This window comes from Ruegeria sp. YKSE079, assembly GCF_059612845.1.
This window is the reverse complement of record NZ_JBXWRJ010000013.1, coordinates 80,377-100,445: the sequence shown is the minus strand read 5'-3', so window position 1 is coordinate 100,445 and position 20,069 is coordinate 80,377. Positions and strand designations below refer to the sequence as shown.

Annotated in this window: 13 protein-coding genes; 11 read left to right on the top strand and 2 right to left on the bottom strand. The window is 60.5% G+C overall.

The window, feature by feature from the left end:
* Positions 1-2 precede the first annotated feature (2 nt).
* Genes hutI through hutU form a run of 4 tightly spaced genes read left to right on the top strand, consistent with a single transcriptional unit; the run spans position 3 to position 5,240 of the window.
* A complete protein-coding gene (hutI, locus tag AC2FMY_RS13605; protein ID WP_496807524.1) occupies positions 3-1,211 on the top strand; it encodes an imidazolonepropionase in 1,209 nt (402 codons plus the stop codon).
* A complete protein-coding gene (gene hutH, locus AC2FMY_RS13600) occupies positions 1,208-2,743 on the top strand; it encodes a histidine ammonia-lyase (protein ID WP_496807523.1) in 1,536 nt (511 codons plus the stop codon). Before hutI ends, hutH begins: the two co-directional genes overlap by 4 nt.
* Positions 2,743-3,561: an N-formylglutamate deformylase gene (hutG, locus tag AC2FMY_RS13595; RefSeq protein WP_496746593.1), complete on the top strand. Its 819-nt coding sequence runs from the start codon at positions 2,743-2,745 to the stop codon at positions 3,559-3,561. The genes hutH and hutG overlap by 1 nt, the downstream gene beginning before the upstream one ends.
* Positions 3,558-5,240 (top strand): urocanate hydratase, encoded by a 1,683-nt coding sequence (gene hutU, locus AC2FMY_RS13590; protein ID WP_496807522.1) that lies wholly within the window; start codon positions 3,558-3,560, stop codon positions 5,238-5,240. Before hutG ends, hutU begins: the two co-directional genes overlap by 4 nt.
* A 52-nt stretch (positions 5,241-5,292) precedes the next feature.
* On the opposite strand, the gene AC2FMY_RS13585 is transcribed toward hutU, so the two are convergent.
* On the bottom strand, positions 5,293-5,751 hold the full coding sequence (locus AC2FMY_RS13585) for an Lrp/AsnC family transcriptional regulator (RefSeq protein ID WP_480748870.1): 459 nt from the start codon (positions 5,749-5,751) through the stop codon (positions 5,293-5,295).
* 113 nt (positions 5,752-5,864) lie between these two features.
* On the opposite strand from AC2FMY_RS13585, the gene AC2FMY_RS13580 reads away from it, so the two are divergent.
* Both AC2FMY_RS13580 and AC2FMY_RS13575 read left to right on the top strand, forming a co-directional pair.
* Positions 5,865-7,067 carry a methionine gamma-lyase gene (locus AC2FMY_RS13580; RefSeq protein WP_496746597.1) on the top strand — a complete coding sequence of 401 codons (1,203 nt, stop codon included), beginning with the start codon at positions 5,865-5,867 and terminating at the stop codon, positions 7,065-7,067.
* Between the two features lie 11 nt (positions 7,068-7,078).
* Positions 7,079-9,466: a thiamine pyrophosphate-binding protein gene (locus tag AC2FMY_RS13575; protein ID WP_496746599.1), complete on the top strand. Its 2,388-nt coding sequence runs from the start codon at positions 7,079-7,081 to the stop codon at positions 9,464-9,466.
* Positions 9,467-9,772: 306 nt separating this feature from the next.
* Here the strand turns inward: AC2FMY_RS13575 and AC2FMY_RS13570 are convergent, their stop codons facing one another.
* A complete protein-coding gene (locus AC2FMY_RS13570; protein WP_496807521.1) occupies positions 9,773-10,651 on the bottom strand; it encodes a LysR substrate-binding domain-containing protein in 879 nt (292 codons plus the stop codon).
* A 107-nt stretch (positions 10,652-10,758) separates the two neighbouring features.
* Between AC2FMY_RS13570 and AC2FMY_RS13565 the strand changes: the two genes are divergently transcribed.
* From AC2FMY_RS13565 to AC2FMY_RS13545, 5 genes are read left to right on the top strand one after another with little or no spacing between them, the layout of a single operon-like run.
* On the top strand, positions 10,759-12,303 hold the full coding sequence (locus AC2FMY_RS13565) for a trimethylamine methyltransferase family protein (protein WP_496807520.1): 1,545 nt from the start codon (positions 10,759-10,761) through the stop codon (positions 12,301-12,303).
* Positions 12,300-13,586 carry an aspartate aminotransferase family protein gene (locus tag AC2FMY_RS13560; protein ID WP_496807519.1) on the top strand — a complete coding sequence of 429 codons (1,287 nt, stop codon included), beginning with the start codon at positions 12,300-12,302 and terminating at the stop codon, positions 13,584-13,586. The genes AC2FMY_RS13565 and AC2FMY_RS13560 overlap by 4 nt, the downstream gene beginning before the upstream one ends.
* On the top strand, positions 13,586-15,985 hold the full coding sequence (locus AC2FMY_RS13555) for a GcvT family protein (RefSeq protein ID WP_496807518.1): 2,400 nt from the start codon (positions 13,586-13,588) through the stop codon (positions 15,983-15,985). Before AC2FMY_RS13560 ends, AC2FMY_RS13555 begins: the two co-directional genes overlap by 1 nt.
* Positions 15,982-18,393 (top strand): FAD-dependent oxidoreductase, encoded by a 2,412-nt coding sequence (locus tag AC2FMY_RS13550; RefSeq protein WP_496807517.1) that lies wholly within the window; start codon positions 15,982-15,984, stop codon positions 18,391-18,393. Before AC2FMY_RS13555 ends, AC2FMY_RS13550 begins: the two co-directional genes overlap by 4 nt.
* A gap of 3 nt (positions 18,394-18,396) precedes the next feature.
* A complete protein-coding gene (locus AC2FMY_RS13545) occupies positions 18,397-20,067 on the top strand; it encodes a thiamine pyrophosphate-binding protein (RefSeq protein WP_496746610.1) in 1,671 nt (556 codons plus the stop codon).
* Positions 20,068-20,069: the final 2 nt, after the last annotated feature.

Here is a 20,069-nt window from a genome sequence, read left to right as displayed (position 1 = left end):
TCATGACCGAAAAATTCGTTCTTCGCGGTGCGCAGGTTGCCACATTGGATGACGCCGCGACCCCGTATGGGATGATACCGAACGGCGCGGTTGCTGTTGAAGGCGGCAAGATCGCGTGGGTCGGCGCTGCGTCCCTGCTGCCGGACGCGTTCACGGGTTGGCAGGTAGAGGATCTTGGCGGTCGGCTTGTCACGCCCGCCTTGATCGATTGCCACACGCACGTGGTGTTCGGCGGCAATCGCGCGGTCGAGTTCGAGATGCGGCTGAACGGTGCCTCGTACGAAGAAATAGCCCGTGCAGGTGGTGGTATCCTGTCGACTGTGAATGGCACCCGCGCCGCGTCCGAAGATCAGCTGCTCGCTGATGCCCTGCCGCGGGTCGATGCCCTGTTGGCAGAAGGCGTCAGCTGTATCGAGGTCAAGTCCGGTTACGGTCTGGATCAGGAAACAGAGTTGCGCATGCTTCGCGCTGCCCGCCGGATTGAGCAGGTGCGCCCGGTCCGCGTCAAAACCACATTTCTGGGTGCGCATGCGGTCCCGCCCGAATACAAGGGCCGCGATGATGCCTATATCGACGAGGTCTGCATACCGGCCCTGCGTGCGGCCCATGCCGAAGGGCTTGTCGATGCGGTGGACGGGTTCTGCGAAGGGATCGCCTTTGACCCCGGGCAAATCGCCCGTGTTTTCGATACGGCGAAAGCGCTGGGATTGCCGGTCAAGTTGCATGCCGAACAGCTCTCGAACCTGGGCGGTGCCAAACTTGCGGCCTCGTATGGCGCGCTATCTGCGGATCATATCGAGTATCTCGACGAAGAGGGGGTGGCCGCGATGGCAGACGCCGGAACCGTCGCGGTGGTCCTGCCTGGGGCGTTCTATACCCTGCGCGAAACACAGGTACCGCCTATCGACCAGCTGCGTCGGCACAAGGTGCCGATGGCATTGGCGACCGATTGCAATCCGGGCTCGTCACCGCTGACCTCACTTTTGCTGACAATGAACATGGCCTGCACCTTGTTCCGGATGACGCCCGAAGAGACGCTGGCCGGGGCCACTCGTGAAGCGGCCCGTGCATTGGGTCTGAACGACACGGGCACAATCGCGCTCGGTCAGCGGGCCGATCTGGCGGTATGGGACGTCGAACACCCGGCCGAACTGGCCTATCGCATCGGCTTCAACCCATTGTACAAACGCATCTTTGGAGGCACTGAATGAGCGTCTTGAAGCTCACTCCGGGCATAGTCACCCTGTCCGAGCTGGCCGAAATCTATTGGAAAGAAACTCCGATCCTGTTGGACGAGGGCTGCAAACCTCAGGTTCAGGCGGCCGCAGCGCGGATTGCCGAGGCCGCGGCGGGGGACAAGGCGGTTTACGGCGTCAATACCGGCTTTGGAAAACTCGCCAGCCTAAAGATTGCGCCCGAGGATACCTCGACCCTGCAGCGCAACCTGATCCTCAGCCATTGCTGTGGTGTGGGCGAAGCTGTTCCGCGTCGGCTTGCTCGGCTGATGATGACGTTAAAGCTGTTGTCCTTTGGCCGCGGTGCATCGGGTGTGCGGTGGGAGCTGATCGAACTTTTGCAGCAGATGCTGGCGCGTGGCGTCACGCCGGTGATACCGGCGCAGGGTTCGGTCGGAGCATCGGGTGATCTGGCGCCGTTGGCGCATATGACCGCTGTGGTCATCGGCGAGGGCGAAGCGGAGGTGAACGGACAGGTAGCGCCGGGTGCTGAGGCATTGAAATCGGTTGGATTAGAGCCGATTCAGCTTGGTCCGAAAGAGGGGCTGGCCTTTATCAACGGCACCCAATTCTCGACGGCCTTTGCCTTGGCTGGGCTTTTCGAAGCGTGGCGCGCGGCGCAGAACGCGCTGGTGATCGCCGCGGCATCGACCGATGCGATCATGGGATCCACCGCCCCGCTGCAGCCCCAGATTCACGAATTGCGCGGTCACCGGGGGCAGATCGAGGCGGCAGGTGCGATGCGGGTCGTGCTTGAGGGTTCGGAAATCCGCGAAAGCCATCGCGAGGGCGACACGCGGGTGCAGGACCCTTATTGCATTCGCTGCCAGCCGCAGGTGACAGGTGCCGCGATGGATGTTTTGCGACAGGCCGCTGCGACGTTGACCATTGAGGCGAACGCCGCCACTGACAATCCTCTGGTTTTGTCTGACCCCGAAGCCATCGTTTCGGGCGGAAACTTCCATGCAGAGCCGGTTGGCTTTGCCGCGGACATGATTGCCCTCGCCGTTTCAGAAATCGGTGCCATTGCACAGCGTCGTATCGCGCTGATGGTGGACCCGACGTTGAGTTTCGACCTGCCGCCGTTTCTGACGCCTAAGCCCGGGTTGAACTCGGGCATGATGATTGCCGAAGTGACCACCGCTGCATTGATGAGCGAGAACAAGCATCTGGCCAATCCCTGTGTCACGGACAGCACGCCGACCTCGGCCAATCAGGAGGATCACGTTTCGATGGCCGCCCATGGCGCGCGGCGGTTGGGGCGCATGGTGAACAACCTCAACTACATTCTGGGGATCGAATTGCTGTGCGCGGCACAGGGCGTGGAATTCCGTTCACCGCTTGCAACCAGCGCCCCACTACAGCGCGTGATTGACCGGGTTCGGGCCGATATCCCGCCCCTGACGGACGATCGCTATCTCGCGCCCGAACTTGAAACTATCAAATCTCTAGTGGCCGCAGGCACGGTTCTGTCCGCCGTCGGTGTCGATATGCCGGAGTTGGTCTGATGCAGGTTTGCGATGTCCTGCGTGGTGACGGCCCCATTGTTCTTGGCCAGCCTCATGGCGGCACCCATGTGCCCGATGACATCGCCGCGCGCCTGAACGAAACCGGGCGCGGGCTGGCAGACACGGATTGGCACATAAACAGACTCTATTCGGGTCTTTTGACCGATATGACGGTCGTTCAGTCGCATGTTCACCGCTATGTCGTCGACGCCAACCGCGACCCTGCGGGCGTGTCGCTTTACCCTGGTCAGAACACGACCACTCTGGTGCCGCTTACTGATTTCGACGGGCGGGCGATCTGGACAGAAGGGCAGGAGCCATCGGCGGACGAAGTCGAAGAGCGGCGGCAAAAATACCATGCGCCGTATCACGCGGCACTGAGACAGGAGCTGGATCGGGTGCGGGCAAGGCACGGCACGGCGATCCTGTTCGACTGTCATTCCATCCGCTCGTTGATCCCGTTCCTGTTCGATGGCGAATTGCCCGTATTCAATACCGGCACCAACAATGGCGCGACCTGTCATCCGCTGATCGAGAAGGCGGTGGTTGGCATAGCATCCTCGGCCACAGGATACAGCTCGGTGCTCAATGGCCGTTTCAAGGGCGGCTGGGCAACGCGCCACTATGGTCGCCCCGAAACAGGCATCCACGCGATTCAGATGGAAATCGCGCAGCGCGCCTATCTGGACGAAACCCCGCCCTGGAGTTGGCGCGAGGACCGTGCCGCAACCCTTCGACCGCATCTGAAAGCGATGCTTGAACACCTCCGCGACCTCGCCCTGTCGGGCGATCTGACCGAAAAAGGAGCCCAGTCATGAGCGATCCGCGCAAGAATACCCGCGACGTCTATCCCCCCACCGGCCCCGAGTTGAATGCAAAAAGCTGGGTCACCGAGGCGCCGCTCAGGATGATGATGAACAACCTGCACCCGGACGTGGCCGAGAACCCGCATGAACTGGTGGTCTATGGCGGCATCGGACGCGCGGCGCGCACCTGGGATGACTTCGACACCATCGTGGCCAGCCTCAAGGATCTTGAAGAGGACGAGACCCTGATCGTCCAGTCCGGCAAACCGATTGCGATTATCCGCACCCACAAGGACGCGCCGCGCGTGCTGATCGCGAACTCCAACATCGTGCCGCACTGGGCCAACTGGGATCATTTCAACGAGCTCGATAAGAAGGGCCTGATGATGTACGGCCAGATGACCGCCGGGTCCTGGATCTACATTGGCACGCAGGGCATCGTTCAGGGCACTTACGAAACATTCGCCGAGGCCGGGCGCCAGCACTATGACGGCAACCTCAAGGGCAAGTGGATACTGACAGGTGGGCTGGGCGGCATGGGCGGAGCACAGCCACTGGCGGCGGTGTTCGCCGGAGCCTGCTGTCTGGCAGTCGAGTGCAACCCGGATAGCATCGATTTCCGCCTGCGTACCAGATACCTCGATGAAAAGGCCGAGACCCTGGACGAGGCGTTGGAAATGATCGACCGCTGGACCAGGGCGGGCGAAGCGAAATCGGTTGGGCTGCTGGGCAACGCCGCCGAGGTTTTCCCCGAGATCTACCGCCGCATGATAGACGGTGGAATGCGTCCTGACATCGTTACCGACCAGACCAGCGCCCATGATCCGGTAAACGGCTATTTGCCTTTGGGCTGGACCATGGCTCAGTGGCGCGAAAAGAGGGAAACAGACCCTAAGTCGGTCGAAAAGGCCGCGCGGGCGTCCATGAAACAGCACGTTGCGGCGATGGTCGATTTCTGGAACGCGGGCGTTCCGACGCTGGATTACGGCAACAACATCCGGCAGGTGGCACTTGATGAAGGGCTGGAAAACGCCTTTGCCTTTCCCGGTTTCGTTCCCGCTTATATCCGCCCGCTGTTTTGCAAGGGCATTGGCCCCTTCCGTTGGTGTGCGCTGTCTGGCGACCCCGAGGATATCTACAAGACCGACGCCAAGATGAAGGAGTTGTTCCCCGAGAACGAGCACTTGCACCGCTGGCTTGACATGGCGCGGGAGCGGATCGCGTTTCAGGGTCTGCCGGCGCGCATCTGCTGGATCGGTTTGGGTGACCGTCATCGGGCGGGTCTGGCCTTCAATGAGATGGTTGCGAGTGGTGAGTTGAAAGCGCCGGTGGTGATCGGGCGCGACCATCTGGATTCGGGCTCGGTTGCCTCTCCCAACCGTGAAACCGAAGCGATGCTCGATGGCTCGGACGCGGTTTCGGACTGGCCGCTATTGAATGCCTTGATCAACACCGCGTCAGGGGCGACCTGGGTGTCGCTGCACCATGGTGGCGGCGTCGGCATGGGGTTCAGCCAGCATGCAGGCGTGGTGATCTGCGCGGACGGTACCGAGGATGCCGCGCGGCGGTTGGAGCGTGTCCTGTGGAACGACCCCGCCTCGGGGGTGTGGCGCCATGCAGATGCCGGATACCAGATCGCCAAGGACTGCGCCCGCGAGCACGGACTTCGCCTGCCGCGGATATTGGGCTGAGTTAGGGACTGATCTTACAGGCCGCCCGGGTTTGCCGGGCGGTTTTTCTTGTTCAATCGGTCGATGGAAACACGGCTGTCCGCTTCACCGTGCTGTAGACGAAGCTGGTATCGATCGAGGCAATGCCGCCAATCGGGTGTATGCGATTGCGGATGAAATCCTCGTAAGCGTCCAGCCCCGATACCACGACCCTGAGTTGATAATCGGTAGCGCCTGTCAGGATATGGCACTCGAGCACTTCGTCTATCATCTGGATACGCCGCTCGAACCGCTGCACGTCTTCTTCATTGTGCCGCTCCAGCCGGATGCGGACAAAGACCGTGACTGGCAGACCATAAGTAGTCGGGTCAACATCGGCCATATATCCCCGGATTGCCCCTGAGGACTCGAGAATTCGAACTCGTCTCAGACAGGGTGAGGGCGATAGGTTCACTTCTTCAGCGAGGTCCTGATTGGTCATGCGCCCGTTTTTCTGCAAGGCGCGGATGATTTGACGGTCTTTGGCGTCCATTTGCGAGTCCATTGGCAGAATATGCCAAAATAGTAACTAATGCTGGCATAGTTTGCAATTAATTATCTAGGAGAGTGGTTCATCATGCCTCAAGCACAGATATGAGGTTTGCCATGAGCACGTCCAAGGGATTCGCCACCCGCGCCATCCATCACGCCTATGATCCGCAACAGAACGAGGGTGCGCTGACGCCACCCTTGCACCTGACATCGACCTTTGCCTTTGAAACCGCCGAAGCAGGCGGTGAAATGTTTGCTGGTGAGCGTGAGGGCCACATCTACAGCCGTATCTCGAACCCGACCTGTGATCTGTTGGAAAAACGCATCGCCACGCTGGAAGGGGCCGAGGCCGGTCTGGCACTGAGCAGCGGGATGGGTGCAGTGACGGCCGTCTTGTGGACCCTTCTCAGTCCCGGCGACGAGGTGATCGTCGACAAAACACTTTATGGCTGCACCTTTGCCTATATGCGTCACGGGCTGACCAAATGGGGCGTGACCATCACCCATGTCGACATGACGGATCCCGAGAATCTGCGCAAGGCAATCAGCAGCAAGACCCGCGTGGTTTATTTCGAGACCCCGGCCAACCCGAACATGCGGCTGGTCGACATCGCGGCAGTATCCGAAATCGCACATCAGGCCGGGTCCACCGTAGTGGTCGACAACACCTATGCGACGCCCTATCTGACCCGACCCATAGAATTGGGTGCGGATATCGTTCTGCATTCCGCGACCAAGTATCTCGGGGGTCATGGGGATGTCGTTGCCGGGTTGGTCGCCGGCACCGCCGGGCAGATCAAGGAAATTCGTCTCGTGGGTATGAAGGACATGACCGGCGCGGTCATGGCACCCTTTAACGCGATGCTGATCCTGCGCGGGTTGAAAACGCTGGCGCTGCGCATGGATCGCCATTGCGCTTCGGCCGTCGTGGTTGCCGATTGGCTGGAGGCGCATCCGACAGTATCTGCGGTTCATTTTCCCGGTTTGGAAAGCTTTGCACAGCATGACGTGGCCGAACGCCAGATGGCCAAACCCGGCGCGATGATCGCGTTTGAAATCGAAGGCGGATTGCAGGCGGGAACCACATTGATGAACCGCCTGAAAATGATCCAGCGCGCGGTCTCGCTGGGCGATGCCGAGACGCTCATTCAACACCCGGCCTCGATGACGCATTCTACTTATACGCCAGAGGAACGCGCCGAGCATGGAATCAGCGACGGATTAATCCGTCTTTCGGTAGGGTTGGAAGAGGTCGAGGATATTCTGGCCGATCTGGATCAGGCATTGCCGCGTAACATGCGCTTTGCCGCCGAGTAAGGAGCGCGATCATGACCGCCGATCTGATGTATCTCAAAACCATCGAACAGCGGTTGCTGTGGCTGTCGCATTGGATGATCCATAACGCGAACCACATCCGGCCCAAGACGGACGGGATAAAAATCGGCGGGCATCAGGCCAGCTCCGCCTCGATGGTGTCGATCATGACGGCGCTCTATTTCTCGGCGCTGCGACCCGAGGATCGGGTAGCCGTCAAACCGCATGCCAGCCCGGTCTTTCACGCGATGCAATATCTGATGGGAAATCAGACGCGCGAGAACATGGAGAATTTCCGCGGTTTTGGCGGTGTGCAAAGCTACCCCAGTCGGACCAAGGATGTGGATGACGTCGATTTCTCGACCGGGTCGGTGGGTCTCGGCGTCGGGATCACGGCGCTTGCCTCGCTGGTTCAGGACTACATCAAGGCCAAGGACTGGGGGAACGACGCCATAACCGGGCGCATGGTGGCGCTGGTTGGCGATGCCGAACTGGACGAAGGCAACGTCTATGAGGTTCTTCAGGAGGGTTGGAAGAACGACCTGCGCAATTGCTGGTGGATCATCGATTATAATCGACAGTCGCTGGACGGCATCGTGCGCGAAGGTCTGTTTGAACGGGTCGAAAAGGTTTTCCAAGCCTTCGGCTGGGACGTGGTGCGCGTGAAATATGGCGTATTGCAACGGGCGGCATTTGAAGAAGCCGGCGGCGAACAGCTGAAAGACTGGATCGATGCCTGCCCGAATGCGGTTTATTCAGCCCTGACCTATATGGGCGGTTCTGTATGGCGCCAGCGGTTGATGGATGATCTGGGCGATCAGGGGGACGTGACGGCCCTGTTGAATCGGCGCAGCGATGCGGAACTGGCCGCGCTGATGGAAAACCTCGGCGGCAACTGCGTCGAGACGATGGCCGACACCTTTGCCGCCATTGATCACGACCGCCCGACCTGTTTTCTGGCCTACACGATCAAGGGTTGGGGTACGCCGATTGCGGGTCACAAGGACAATCACGGCGGGCTGATGACCAAGGCGCAAATGGTCGAATGGCAGTCCCATATGGGGGTGCCGGAGGGGCAGGAGTGGGACCCGTTCGCCACCGTCACTGATCCGGCAAGCCTGCGGCGCTTTCTTGCTAGTTCTCCGTTTTTTGCGAAAGGGCCGCGCAGGTACTCCGACGCGCCTCTGCCGGTACCCGGCATCTCGATTGAAACGGGGCGGGAGATGTCCACTCAGGCTGCATTCAGCAAGATCCTGGATGATCTGGCGAAAGGGAATAGCGAACTGGCGTCCCGCATTCTGACCACGTCGCCCGATGTAACGGGAACCACTGGGCTTGGGCCCTGGGTGAACCGGCGCAAGCTGTTTTCACGGCAGGAACAGCGCGATGCATTCATCGAACATCGAATTCCGTCTACCGCGAAATGGAACTTTGCCCCCCAGGGCCAGCATCTGGAGCTTGGAATTGCCGAGATGAACCTGATGCTTCTTCTTGGCGCTGCCGGTCTTTCGCATTCGTTGTTTGGCAAACGGATCATTCCCATTGGAACTGTCTATGATCCGTTTGTCTGCCGAGGACTCGATGCATTGAACTATGCCTGTTATCAGAATGCCCGTTTCCTCATTGTCGGAACTCCTTCGGGGGTCACGCTGGCCCCAGAAGGCGGGGCGCATCAGTCGATCGGCACACCGCTTATCGGTATGTCGCAGGACGGGCTAGCGGCCTTTGAACCTGCCTTTGCCGATGAACTGGCCGTCATCATGCAATGGGCCTTCGACTATCTTCAACGCGATGGCGAAGGCGATCCGGACGAGCGGACATGGTTGCGGGATGAAACTGGCGGGTCGGTTTATCTGCGGCTGACCACAAAGCCGCTGGAGCAGCCCGGAAAGCGTGTCGATGACGCGTTTTTGCAGGGAACGATTGACGGCGCATACTGGCTGCGAAAGCCCGGCCCCAATTGCTCGGTGGTCATCGCCTATCAGGGCGCGGTTGCCGACGAGGCGATTGCCGCTGCAGGTACGATTGGCGAGTTGCGTCGTGATGTCGGTGTGCTGGCCGTAACCTCAGCCGACCGTCTGAACGCCGGATGGACCGCCGCGCAACGCGAACGCGCGCGCGGAAATCCCCACGCCAGATCGCATGTCGAGACGCTCATGGGCGATCTGCCGCGACATTGCACGATCGTCACGGCCATCGACGGCCATCCGGCAACATTGGCCTGGCTCGGGTCAGTCGCTGGTCACCGTACGATTTCGCACGGTGTGGAGCATTTCGGGCAAACCGGCACCATTGGCGATCTGTCCCGGCACTTCGGGATTGACCGGCATTCCTTGGTGAATTCGATCGGGGAACTCACAGACGGGCGCCGACCCGCGCATAGTTTTCGGGTCGCAGGATAGAACGCGAAAATCCGATGCGTCTTTGGAACTGCTAGTGGTGACGGTTCACTCGATGCTGCATCCGTGCACATTGGCGGACGGAGCGGAACATATTCGAGATCATTGAAAACAGGCGGGAACGTCTGGGTGTGGGCATAACAAGCGCTCCAATAACAAATAACTTGCTTTTAGAGTGAGCTTGTCGCGGGATTATGTATGTAATCTCAGTCACATTATGGCGGTTTGTATCGAATAAGTTTACCGTTTCAGGTTCTGATCCTTTGGCAGCACGTTTGAATGAACGTCAGAGTGATCCGAAGACCATTGTTACAGCGCAACCTGGCTGCTGGCGATCAACCAGTCGAAGACCAGGCGTGCCTCTCGTCTCGTTTTCGCCTCTTCCCGAATTTCGACAAAATACCCGTGTGTAGGAGTGATCTCTTCGTCAAACAGACGAGTTACTCGCCCATCTTTCAAATCTTGCTCGATCAGAGGGAGCCAGCCGACAATGGCGCCTTGACCCTGTGCGGCCCCACGTATCAGCACATTTGCGTCTTCGAATACCGCGCCGCGCATCGGCTGGGGTATCTTGATACCCTGTGCGGCAAACCAGTCGATCCAACCCCAGTGGTTGCGCTGATGCAGGATCGGCACCGCAAGCAGGTCCTCGGCACTTGCAAAGGGACCGAACCGGGCAATGAAGCCGGGGCTTGCGACGGCGATCGGTTGCAATTCGATCAGCTTGTGTGCTCCAACCGCCATGTCCTGCAGGCGCTCCCAGCGGATCACAATGTCTGCGTTGTTGCCTGAAAGATCACCAGGGCGATATGTCGGTACAAATTCCAGCTCGACTCCGGAATAGGTTTCCCAGAAATCACTGATCCGCGGCATCAGCCATCTTGCAGTGAATATCGGCCCGGCGGCCACGCGAACAGTTTTGCGTCGTCCCACTCGGAAGCTTTCGACCGCCACTTCGAGCAGGCTGAAAGCTTCTCCTGTCGCAGACGCCAGGCGCTGACCGTCTTCGCTCAGGGTGACGTTGCGCCCCACACGGTGGAAAAGCTTTGTACCCAACTGCTCTTCCAGACCGCGTACATGGTGGCTGATCGCCGTAGCGCTGATCGACAGGGCTTCAGCTGCGGCACGGAAGCTTCCGAGGCGGGCAGCGGCGTCAAAGGCTCTGAGTGCGGGCAGGGACGGAAGCATTCTGTCTACCGATGAGTTCAACTCATCATTTGCTGAGTAAGCTGCCTTTGTAAATAGCGTGACAGCGTGATCATCATTCCTGAGTCTTGCTTGGGAATTATACCCAGATGGTCGAAAATTTACGCAGACGTGGCAGAAAGACTCGCCTTGGGCAGGTCGAAACACCTGAAGGCAACCCTTCTGTCTGGCCAGGTCTTGAAGCCGGAAGATTCAAACCATTGTCGCCGGTTGAAGCGACACTGGTTGAGGAAAGTGCGCTGAATCTGCTGGAAACACTGGGGTTGAGCCAGGCCACTCCGTCATTGATCGACAGAGTGCGGTCTGCCGGGGGTGCCCTGGCTGGCGACGGCAGGCTTTTGTTCCCGCGCGCGCTGGTGAAATGGGCCATCGACGGTGCGCAGCGGGAGTTCGACTTGTGCGGTCGACGTTCCGAAAACGACCTGCGAATCTCTGGCGCGCGCGTGCATATGTCGACCGGGGGCGCGGCGCCGGGGGTGTTCGATCTTGAGACGCAGGCATACCGTCCCTCGACACTGCGCGATCTCTATGATGCCGCCCGCATCGTCGATCGGATGGAAAACATCCACCATTTCAGCCGACCGGTGGTCGCGCGGGATATCGAAGACCCCGCACTGATGGACCTGAACACGGCCTATGCCTGTCTTGCCGGCACGTCCAAGCACGTGTCCATCTCTATCTCGCAAGCCGAAAACGTTCCCGATATTGCCCGCTTGTGCTATCGCGTTGCGGGTGAAGAGGCGGCGTTTCGCGCACGTCCGTTTCTGACCGTCATGGTGTGTCATGTCGTGCCTCCAATGCGGTTCGCTCAGGATGCTTGCGAGGTGCTGGAGGCCGCAATATTGGCGGGGTTCCCGGTGCAACTGATCAGCGCGGGACAGGCGGGGGCGACAAGCCCGGCGACAATTGCCGGATCGCTGGTGCAGGCGCTGGCAGAAACCTTGGCCGGGCTGGTTTTTGCAAGGCTGGTTGACCCGCAGGCCAAGGCCATCTTTGCCCCCAAACCGCTGGTCGCGGACCTGCGCACAGGTTCGATGAGCGGCGGCGGCGGCGAACAGGCCGTCCTGATGGCCGGGGCGGCACAGATGGGCCGGTACTGGGATCTGCCGACCAGTTCGATAGCGGGGATCACCGACTCCAAGTGTCTGGACGCGCAATATGGCGCGGAAAAGTCTCTGGCGGTGACCCTGGCGGCACATGCCGGGGCGAATATCGTTACCCAGGCAGCGGGCATGATGTCGAGCCTTCTGGGCGTCAGCCATGCGGCCTATGTCAGCGACAACGACCTTTTGGGAAATATCCTGCGCACCATTCGCGGGATCGAGGCGAACCCTGAAAACATTGCCGCCGATGTGATTGCCGGAGTGTGCCGCGGCGAAGGACACTATCTTGGCCAACAGCATACGTATAGCCGGATGAAATCCGATTACTTCTATCCGGCTGTCGGTGACCGTCGCTCCCCCACCGAATGGGAAAAGGACGGCGGCAAACGCGTGGGCGACGCGGCCCGGCAAAGAGCTCGCGAGATATTGCACAGTCATTTCCCGGTTCATATCCCCGACGCCTTGGACCGGTGCCTTCACCAAGAATTCGACATTCGCCTGACACGTGCACAGATGGGACGTACCGGATGAGCAACAGGTCACTCAACACCCGCGCCCGCGCGGCGCTTCCCGGCGGGGTCAGCCACGAACTGCGCTTTCGCGATCCTCATCCCATCTATATTAACAGGGCAAAAGGCGCCGAGAAATGGGATGTCGAGGGGCGGCGTTACATCGACTTCAAGATGGGATCGGCCAGCCAATTGCTGGGCCATGGTCACCCCGATGTCGTGGCTGCGCTGCAAATGCAGGCGGCACAGGCGATTTTCAGCGCCGATTGCCATGAGGGCGAAGTTGAGTGGGCGGATTGGATAAATCGCCTGTTCCCGAGCGCCGAACGCACACGGTTCACCGCTTCGGGGTCCGAAGCGACCATGCTGGCCCTGCGGCTGGGGCGGGCATGGTCAGGCAAGGATCGTATTCTCAGGATCGACGGACATTATCATGGTTGGCATGATCATGCGCTGAAAGGCTCGAAACCGGGTAATCAGCGCGCAACGTCACTTGGCGTTCCCGGCGCGCTCGGCGATTTGATCGAAGTCTGTGTCGCCGATCCGTACGAGATGGAACGCGCGTTGCAGGACGACCGGATCGGTACAGTCATCATCGAGGCATCAGGTGCGAACTATGGTTCGGTTCCCCTGCCCACGGACCGCCTGAAAGCCATGCATGACGTCGCCCGCAAGGCCGGAGCCGTTCTGATCTTTGACGAGATCATAACCGGGTTCCGCTGGTCTCCTGGCGGGCGGCAGGCGCGCGACGACATCGTGCCCGACCTGACCACGCTGGCCAAGATCGTGACCGGAGGTCTGCCGGGTGGTGCGGTCTGTGGGACCACCGAGATCATGGAAATGATGAACAATACCGCGACCCGTGACGGGCTGTCGCCTCCGGTCAGCCACAAGGGAACGTTTAACGCGTCGCCGCTGATTGCCGCCGGGGCGCTTGCGGCGATGCCGCATCTGGCTAGTGGCGTGGCACAGCGTCAGGCCGATGACATGGCAGCGCGTCTGCGCGACGGGATCAACCGGTTGATGGCAAAGCGGGGGATCACCGGTGTGGCTTATGGCGAAAGTTCGACCTGCCACATGCTGTTCGGGCAGACGGATCCGCTGACCCTGACGCCTGCGGAGATCCGCAGCGTACCGCCCGCGCTGGTCGCCGGGCTGCGCGGTGGCCTGTTGGCGCAAGGCGTCGATCTGATGAGCCACACTTCATGCGTGACCTCCGCCGCTCATACGCCCGACCTGATCGACGAAGCACTGGGTGCATTTGACGTGGTTTTCGCCGCGTTGACACGGGATGGAGTGATCTGATGCCCCTGCCCACACATGCCCGCACGGTCATTATCGGTGGCGGCGTCATCGGCTGTTCCATCGCCTATCATCTGGCCCGCGAGGGGCGGAAGGATATCGTGGTGCTCGAACGCTCCAAGCTGACCTCAGGCACGACATGGCACGCGGCGGGTTTGGTGCGCCGCCTGCGCCCTTCGGCGACGTTAACGCGGCTGATCAACTATTCGATCGACCTCTATCGCGAGTTGGAACGCGAGACCGGGCAGGCCACCGGCTGGACACAGACCGGGTCGTTGACGCTTGCTACCAATCCCGACCGTCTGACCAACATCAAACGGCAGGTGTCGCTTGGCCGCGCATTCGGACTGAATGCCGAACTTGTAGATGCCGCCCGCGCCAAGGAGCTTTGGCCTCTGATCCGGGTGGATGATGTAATCGGCGCCGTCTGGTCGCCCGCCGATGGCCGGGTGAACCCGTCGGACGTGGCGCTGGCGCTGTCGAAAGGGGCGCGCGCGCGCGGTGTCCGGATTCATGAGGACTCCCGTGTGACAGGGCTGCGAAAAAAAGCCGGGCGGATCAGCGGGGTCGAGATCGGTGATCATGCAATCGAAGCAGGTGAGGTGGTCATCGCCTGCGGACTCTGGTCGCGTGAGGTGGCGGCCATGGCAGGCGCTCACATGCCGCTCTATGCCTGCGAGCATTTCTACATACTGACCAAGCCGCTGGCAGAGGTTCAGGCGCTGGGCAAGGGCATGCATTTGCCGACACTGAATGACCAGGACGCTTACCTTTATGCCCGCGACGATGTTGAGGGGTTGCTGGTAGGCTCGTTTGAACCTCATGCCAAAGGGCTGCCCCTTGACCGCCTGCCCGCCGATTTCAGCTTTGATCTCTTGGACGAAGACTGGGATCACTTCATGCCGATGATGGAAAACGCCCTGCGCCGCATCCCGGCGCTAGAGCGGGCCGAGGTGCGGATGCTCCTGAACGGCCCCGAAAGCTTTACGCTCGACAGTCAGTTCATGCTTGGGGAAAGCCCCGAGGTGCCCGGCCTGTTCCTGATGGGCGGGATGAACTCCACAGGAATCGCATTGGCAGGCGGTGCAGGCAAGGCGATGGCAGAATGGATTATTGCTGGCGAGCCGACGATGGAGCTGAACGAGGCCGACATCCGCCGTTTTAGCCCGGAAATGAACGTGCTGGGCGCGCTGGAGGCGCGGATACCGGAAGTTCTTGGTCGCCACTACGACAATCCCTATCCCGGTCGCACGATGAAAACGGCGCGTGGGCATCTGCGGTCGCCCATCCATGCAGGTCTGGCGGCCGCAGATGCCAGGTTCGAGGTACGGGGCGGCTGGGAACGAGCGCTTCATTTTGGCGGCGAGGCGGCGCATCTGCCATTGACGTTCGGCGTGCCGAAATGGCGCGATCAGGTGGGTCGCGAGGTTGACGCCTGCCGAAATGGCGCCGCCGTTCTGGATCAAAGCGCGTTCGGCAAGATAATGGTTCAGGGGCCGGACGCCTGCACGTTTCTCAACCGGCTCTGTGCCGCGCAGATGGATATCGCGGAAGGTCGCCTCGCCTATACCCAGATCCTCAATGCGCGCGGCGGCATCGAAAGCGATCTGACCGTGCAGCGGCATGGGCCCGAGACCTATCTGATGATCGTCGGCGCGGGCGAAGTGGTGCGCGATCTGAAGCGGATGCGCGAGCTGCGTGGTGCGTTCAGGGTAGAATTCACCGATGTGACAAGCGGTTATGCGATCCTGGGACTTGCGGGCGCAAGGGCGCGCGAGGTGCTTCAGGCCACCACAAACACTCTGGTACCGGATATCAAACGCTTTCATTTCGCAACGGTCGAAGTCGGTCTTGCACGCTGCTGGGCAGGGCGGCTCAGCTATACCGGCGAAGACGGCTACGAACTCTACATTCCCGCCGATATGGCAATGGCGGCGCACGAGGCGCTGACAAAGGTCGGTGCTACCCATGCCGGGCTTTACGCCATCGGCAGTTTACGAATCGAGTCGGGCTTTCGTGCCTTCGGGCACGAGCTAACCCCCGGCACCACGTCGCAAGAAGCGGGGCTTGAGGCGTTCTGTGCATTCGGTACCGGATTTGTTGGCGAGGATGCGCTGGCACGCGACGACCCTAACAGACGGATCGTTTCGGTTTTGTTTGATGATCCGGCTGCGATCCCGCTCCACGACGAACCGATCTACTTCGAGGGCCGGGTTGTTGGTCAGATCACCTCGACAGCATGGAGTTACCGTTTTGGGCGTTCGGTGGCGCTGGCCATGGTTTCCGCACCTCTGGAGCGGCTTGCATGCGAGGGCATCGTTGATGGGTTCGAGGTCGAAATTGCCTGCCAGCGTTTTGCGGCCCGGGCCTCCTTGAAGCCCGCCAAGGAGGCGTTCCAATGACCGATGCACTTCGCACCACGCAGGTGGCAATAATCGGCGGCGGCATCATGGGTGTCGCGGCCCAGTTCCAGTTGGCCGAAAATGGCTGGACCGATACGATTCTGTTCGAAAAGGCGGAGCTGACCAGCGGCTCGACCTGGCATGCAGCGGGGCAGATCGCCCATGCAGTTGGCAGCCGCATCATGGGCTGGATCAACAAGACCTCGATCGAAATCTACAAACGTGCCGAAGCGGAAACCGGCCAGTCGATCGGTTGGCACGAGGTCGGCGGCTTTCGGATCGCCACTACCGGCGACGAGGTGGACTGGATGAAATCCATCATGGGGGTCGGCAAGTTGTTGGACCTGCCGATGGAACTTGTCGGACCAGAAGAAGTCGCCAGGGGCAATCCCTTTTACAAGATCAATGACGTCAAGGCTGCGGTCCAGACCTTCGAGGATGGGCATATCGACCCCTCAGGCGTGACGATGGCGCTGGCCGCCGCGACGCGGGCACGAGGAGCCAAGATAGAGCGCCACAACCGGGTGACCGGCGCCAGCCGCAAGGGGGGCATGTGGCTGCTGAGGACCGAAAATGGTGATGTTCTGGCCGAGCATGTGGTTATCGCCGCAGGGTCCTACGCCAATCAGGTGGGCGAGTGGTTCGGGCTCAGAATCCCCTCGGTCTCGTGCTTGCATCACTACTTGGTCACCGACACTGTGCCCGAGTTTCAGGGGCGGCCGGAACTGCCGGTGATGCGCGACAATGCATTTGGCGGCTATATTCGGCAAGAACAGCGATCGGGGCTGATTGGCATCTACGAGGGTCACACGTGCCCGACGATCTGGGAAATGCCACAGGGTGCGCCGTGGACTGCCGAAAATGAATTGTTCGAGGCGGACTACGACTCGATTGGCGATTTCCTGATGATCGCCCTCGGCAAAATGCCGGTACTGGCCAACCTCGGGATAAAGCGCGTGGTGCGTGGTGCGATCACGCACACGCCCGATGGGGGCATGCTGGTCGGTCCGTCCGGTGCTCCGAATGTCTGGTTGTCCTGCGGATCGTCCATCGGGCTGGCCTGGGGCGGCGGTGCGGGTAAAGTGCTTGCCGACTGGATGGTGCATGGCGCGGCCCAGATCAACACACGCTCGATAGACCCGCGTCGCTATGGCGAATTTGCCAGCGACACCTTCATCATTGAGCGCACCAAAGACGAGTTCATGCGCCGACACGATACGCCATGTCCGGGCAAACAGTTCCAAAGCATGCGCCCGGTCCGGCGTCATCCGCTCTATGACCGGCTGGCCGCCAAGGGTGCGGTGTTTGGTGAAGTCGCAGGATGGGAACGGCCGCGCTATTTCGGAAATGGCGGAGAGGTTGAACAGATCGGCTGGGGCCATCAACCTTGGCATCAAAATGCCAAGGCCGAGGCCAAGGCGACCCGCGCGGCGGCCGGCGTCATCGACCTCTGCGCGTTTGCCCAGTTCGAGATCACGGGCCGGGATGCGGGCGCGCTTCTGGAGCGGTTATCCGCGAACACGATCCCGGCGCGTGACGGGCGGATCAGCTTGAACCACCTGCTCACGCCCATGGGCCAGTTCGAGACCGAGATCACAATCTGGCGCATTGCCAAAGATCGCTATTTTACAGGCTCGCCCATCGCCCGCGCCAAGCCGGACTTCGACTGGATCAAGTCGCATATTCACCCCGGCGAAGACGTGACCATGATCAACCGCTCTGCCGATTGGGGCATGCTGGCGCTTTCCGGTCCGGCCTCGCGGCGTATTCTGTCGGACCTTACCGAGGTCGACCTGTCCAACGCTGCCTTCCCCTGGCTGTCGGGACAGGAAATTTCTGTTGCAGGTATACCCTGCTATGCGCTGCGGGTGTCCTTTGTTGGTGAGCTTGGATGGGAGCTTCACACGCCTTTGGACCGTATTGGCGAGCTGTACGATGAGCTGTTTGCTGCCGGAGAAAAGTATGGGCTGACCGATCTGGGCTCTTATGCCTTCAATGGTATGCGGATGGAGAAAGCCTTTCGGGCTTCCGGTGAACTCACCACCGATGTCGGCCCGTTCGATGTAGGGTTGGATCGTTTCGTGCGCGCCGAGGGGCGAGATTTCGTTGGCCGTGATGCTCTTTTGGCCCGCAAGCCGGGGTGGGAACTTCTGTACGCCGAGCTTCACGCCGAGGACATCGATATTCATGGTGGTGAGCCGGTGTTGTTGGACGGCAAGCCGGTGGGCCTGACAACGTCGGGCGGATACGGATATTCCGTCGAAAAATCACTCGGTTGGCTTTTCGTCCGCAAGGGAACAGCCCGGTCAGGACTATCGGTGCAGATTCTGAACCGGTCCATTCCCGTCACCATTCACCACGAGGCAATCTTCGACCCCCAAAACCTGCGCCCCCGATCCGAGGAGTAAGCCATGGCCACGATCAATGGCGGCGAGGCCGTCTACCGCGTTTTCAAAGCCAACGGTATCGACACCGTCTTTGGGCTTTTGGGTGGTTCGATGCTGGAGCTCTACGACGCGATGTTCCGAGGCGGCGAGATCGCCTATGTGGGTGCGCGGGATGAACGTGCAGCGGGTCACATGGCGGATGCCTGGGCGCGGATGACCGGCAAACCCGGCGTGGTGCTGGGCGCGCAGGCCGGGCCGGGTGTGGTCAACCTTGTCACCGCCGTGGCCGAGGCGCATTTGGCCTATTCTCCGATGGTTGTTATCGCCGGGGCAATCACGCGGTCAGATCAGGCCAAGGACACGTTTCAGGAGGTCGATCAGGTCGCCCTATTCGCACCGATCTGCAAGCGATCTGTCATGGTGACCGATGCTTCCCGGCTGGTCCCGATGCTCGAGGATGCAATCCGGCTGGCCAATTCCGGGCGGCGCGGGCCGGTTGTATTGCATGTTCCGCGCGATCTGTTCGCGGACGAAGTGCCGGCCTTCGATCCGAAACCAGTCAACATCGCCAGACCGGGACCTGCTGCTCCGGAGGATGTGGATGCGATTGCCCGGCTGCTCTCGTCGGCAAAACGCCCTGTTATCTTTGCAGGTGGTGGTTTCAAGTGGAGCAAGGGCCGCGACGTTCTGACCGCGCTGGTGGAAAAGCTGGAGGTGCCGGTTGTTGCTTCGACGGGTCACGCCGATGTCATGCGCCACGGCCATACATGGTTTGCCGGTCAGGCCGGACCGCGTGGCAACCGGGTGGCCAGCCGTCTGACCAAAGAGGCCGATGTGATGGTCGTGCTGGGTGCTCGGCTGGGATTCAACTCCACGTTCCATAGCAACGAATACATAGGGGCTGACACGCGTATCGCGCATGTTGACATTGAAGGTTCTGCAGTGGGGAGGTACTTCCCGGTGGAAGTCGCAGTGCAGGCGGATGCACGCCTGACCGCCGAAGCCTTGACCGCGACCGCATCAAAGCCCGACGCTGATGAGTGGCGCGCTGCCTTCAAGACGGACATGGCCAGCCTTGTTGCGGAACGGGCCAGCGAAGCGCAGATTGCCTCGCGGCCCATGCATCCTCGTCGGGCTTTGGCGGAAATCCGTGCCATGCTGCCTGAGAACGCTATCGTAACGCTCGATACGGGCAACACCTGCCTGCAGGCCGCCGACCGCCTGGCACACTATGCACCCATGTCCCTGATCACGCCGCTGGACTTCGGGCTGGTCGGTTTCGGCTTGGCTGCTGCCATCGGGGCCAAGGCCGCCGCACCGGATCGCCCGGTCGTGGCACTCATGGGCGATGGTGCCATCGGTCATACATTGATCGAAATCCAAACGGCCGTCTCTCACGGATTGCCGATCGTGATTGTCGTTCTCGACAACGAAGCATGGGGGGCCGAGAAAGCCTATCAGCAAGAATTTTTTGGCGGGCGCTTGCTTGGCGCTGAAATCCAGTCGCCACGTTTTGACAAATTTGCTGAACTTTGCGGCGGCAAGGGGATCTGGGTGAACGGCCCGGGCGAGATGGGGCCCGCGCTGGCCACGGCCATTGCCAGCAATGAGACTACGGTTATCCAGGGCAAGATTGATCCCGGCGCACTGATGACGCTGCGCAAGGACCTGTTCAATGCACCGAAAAAGGATTGAAA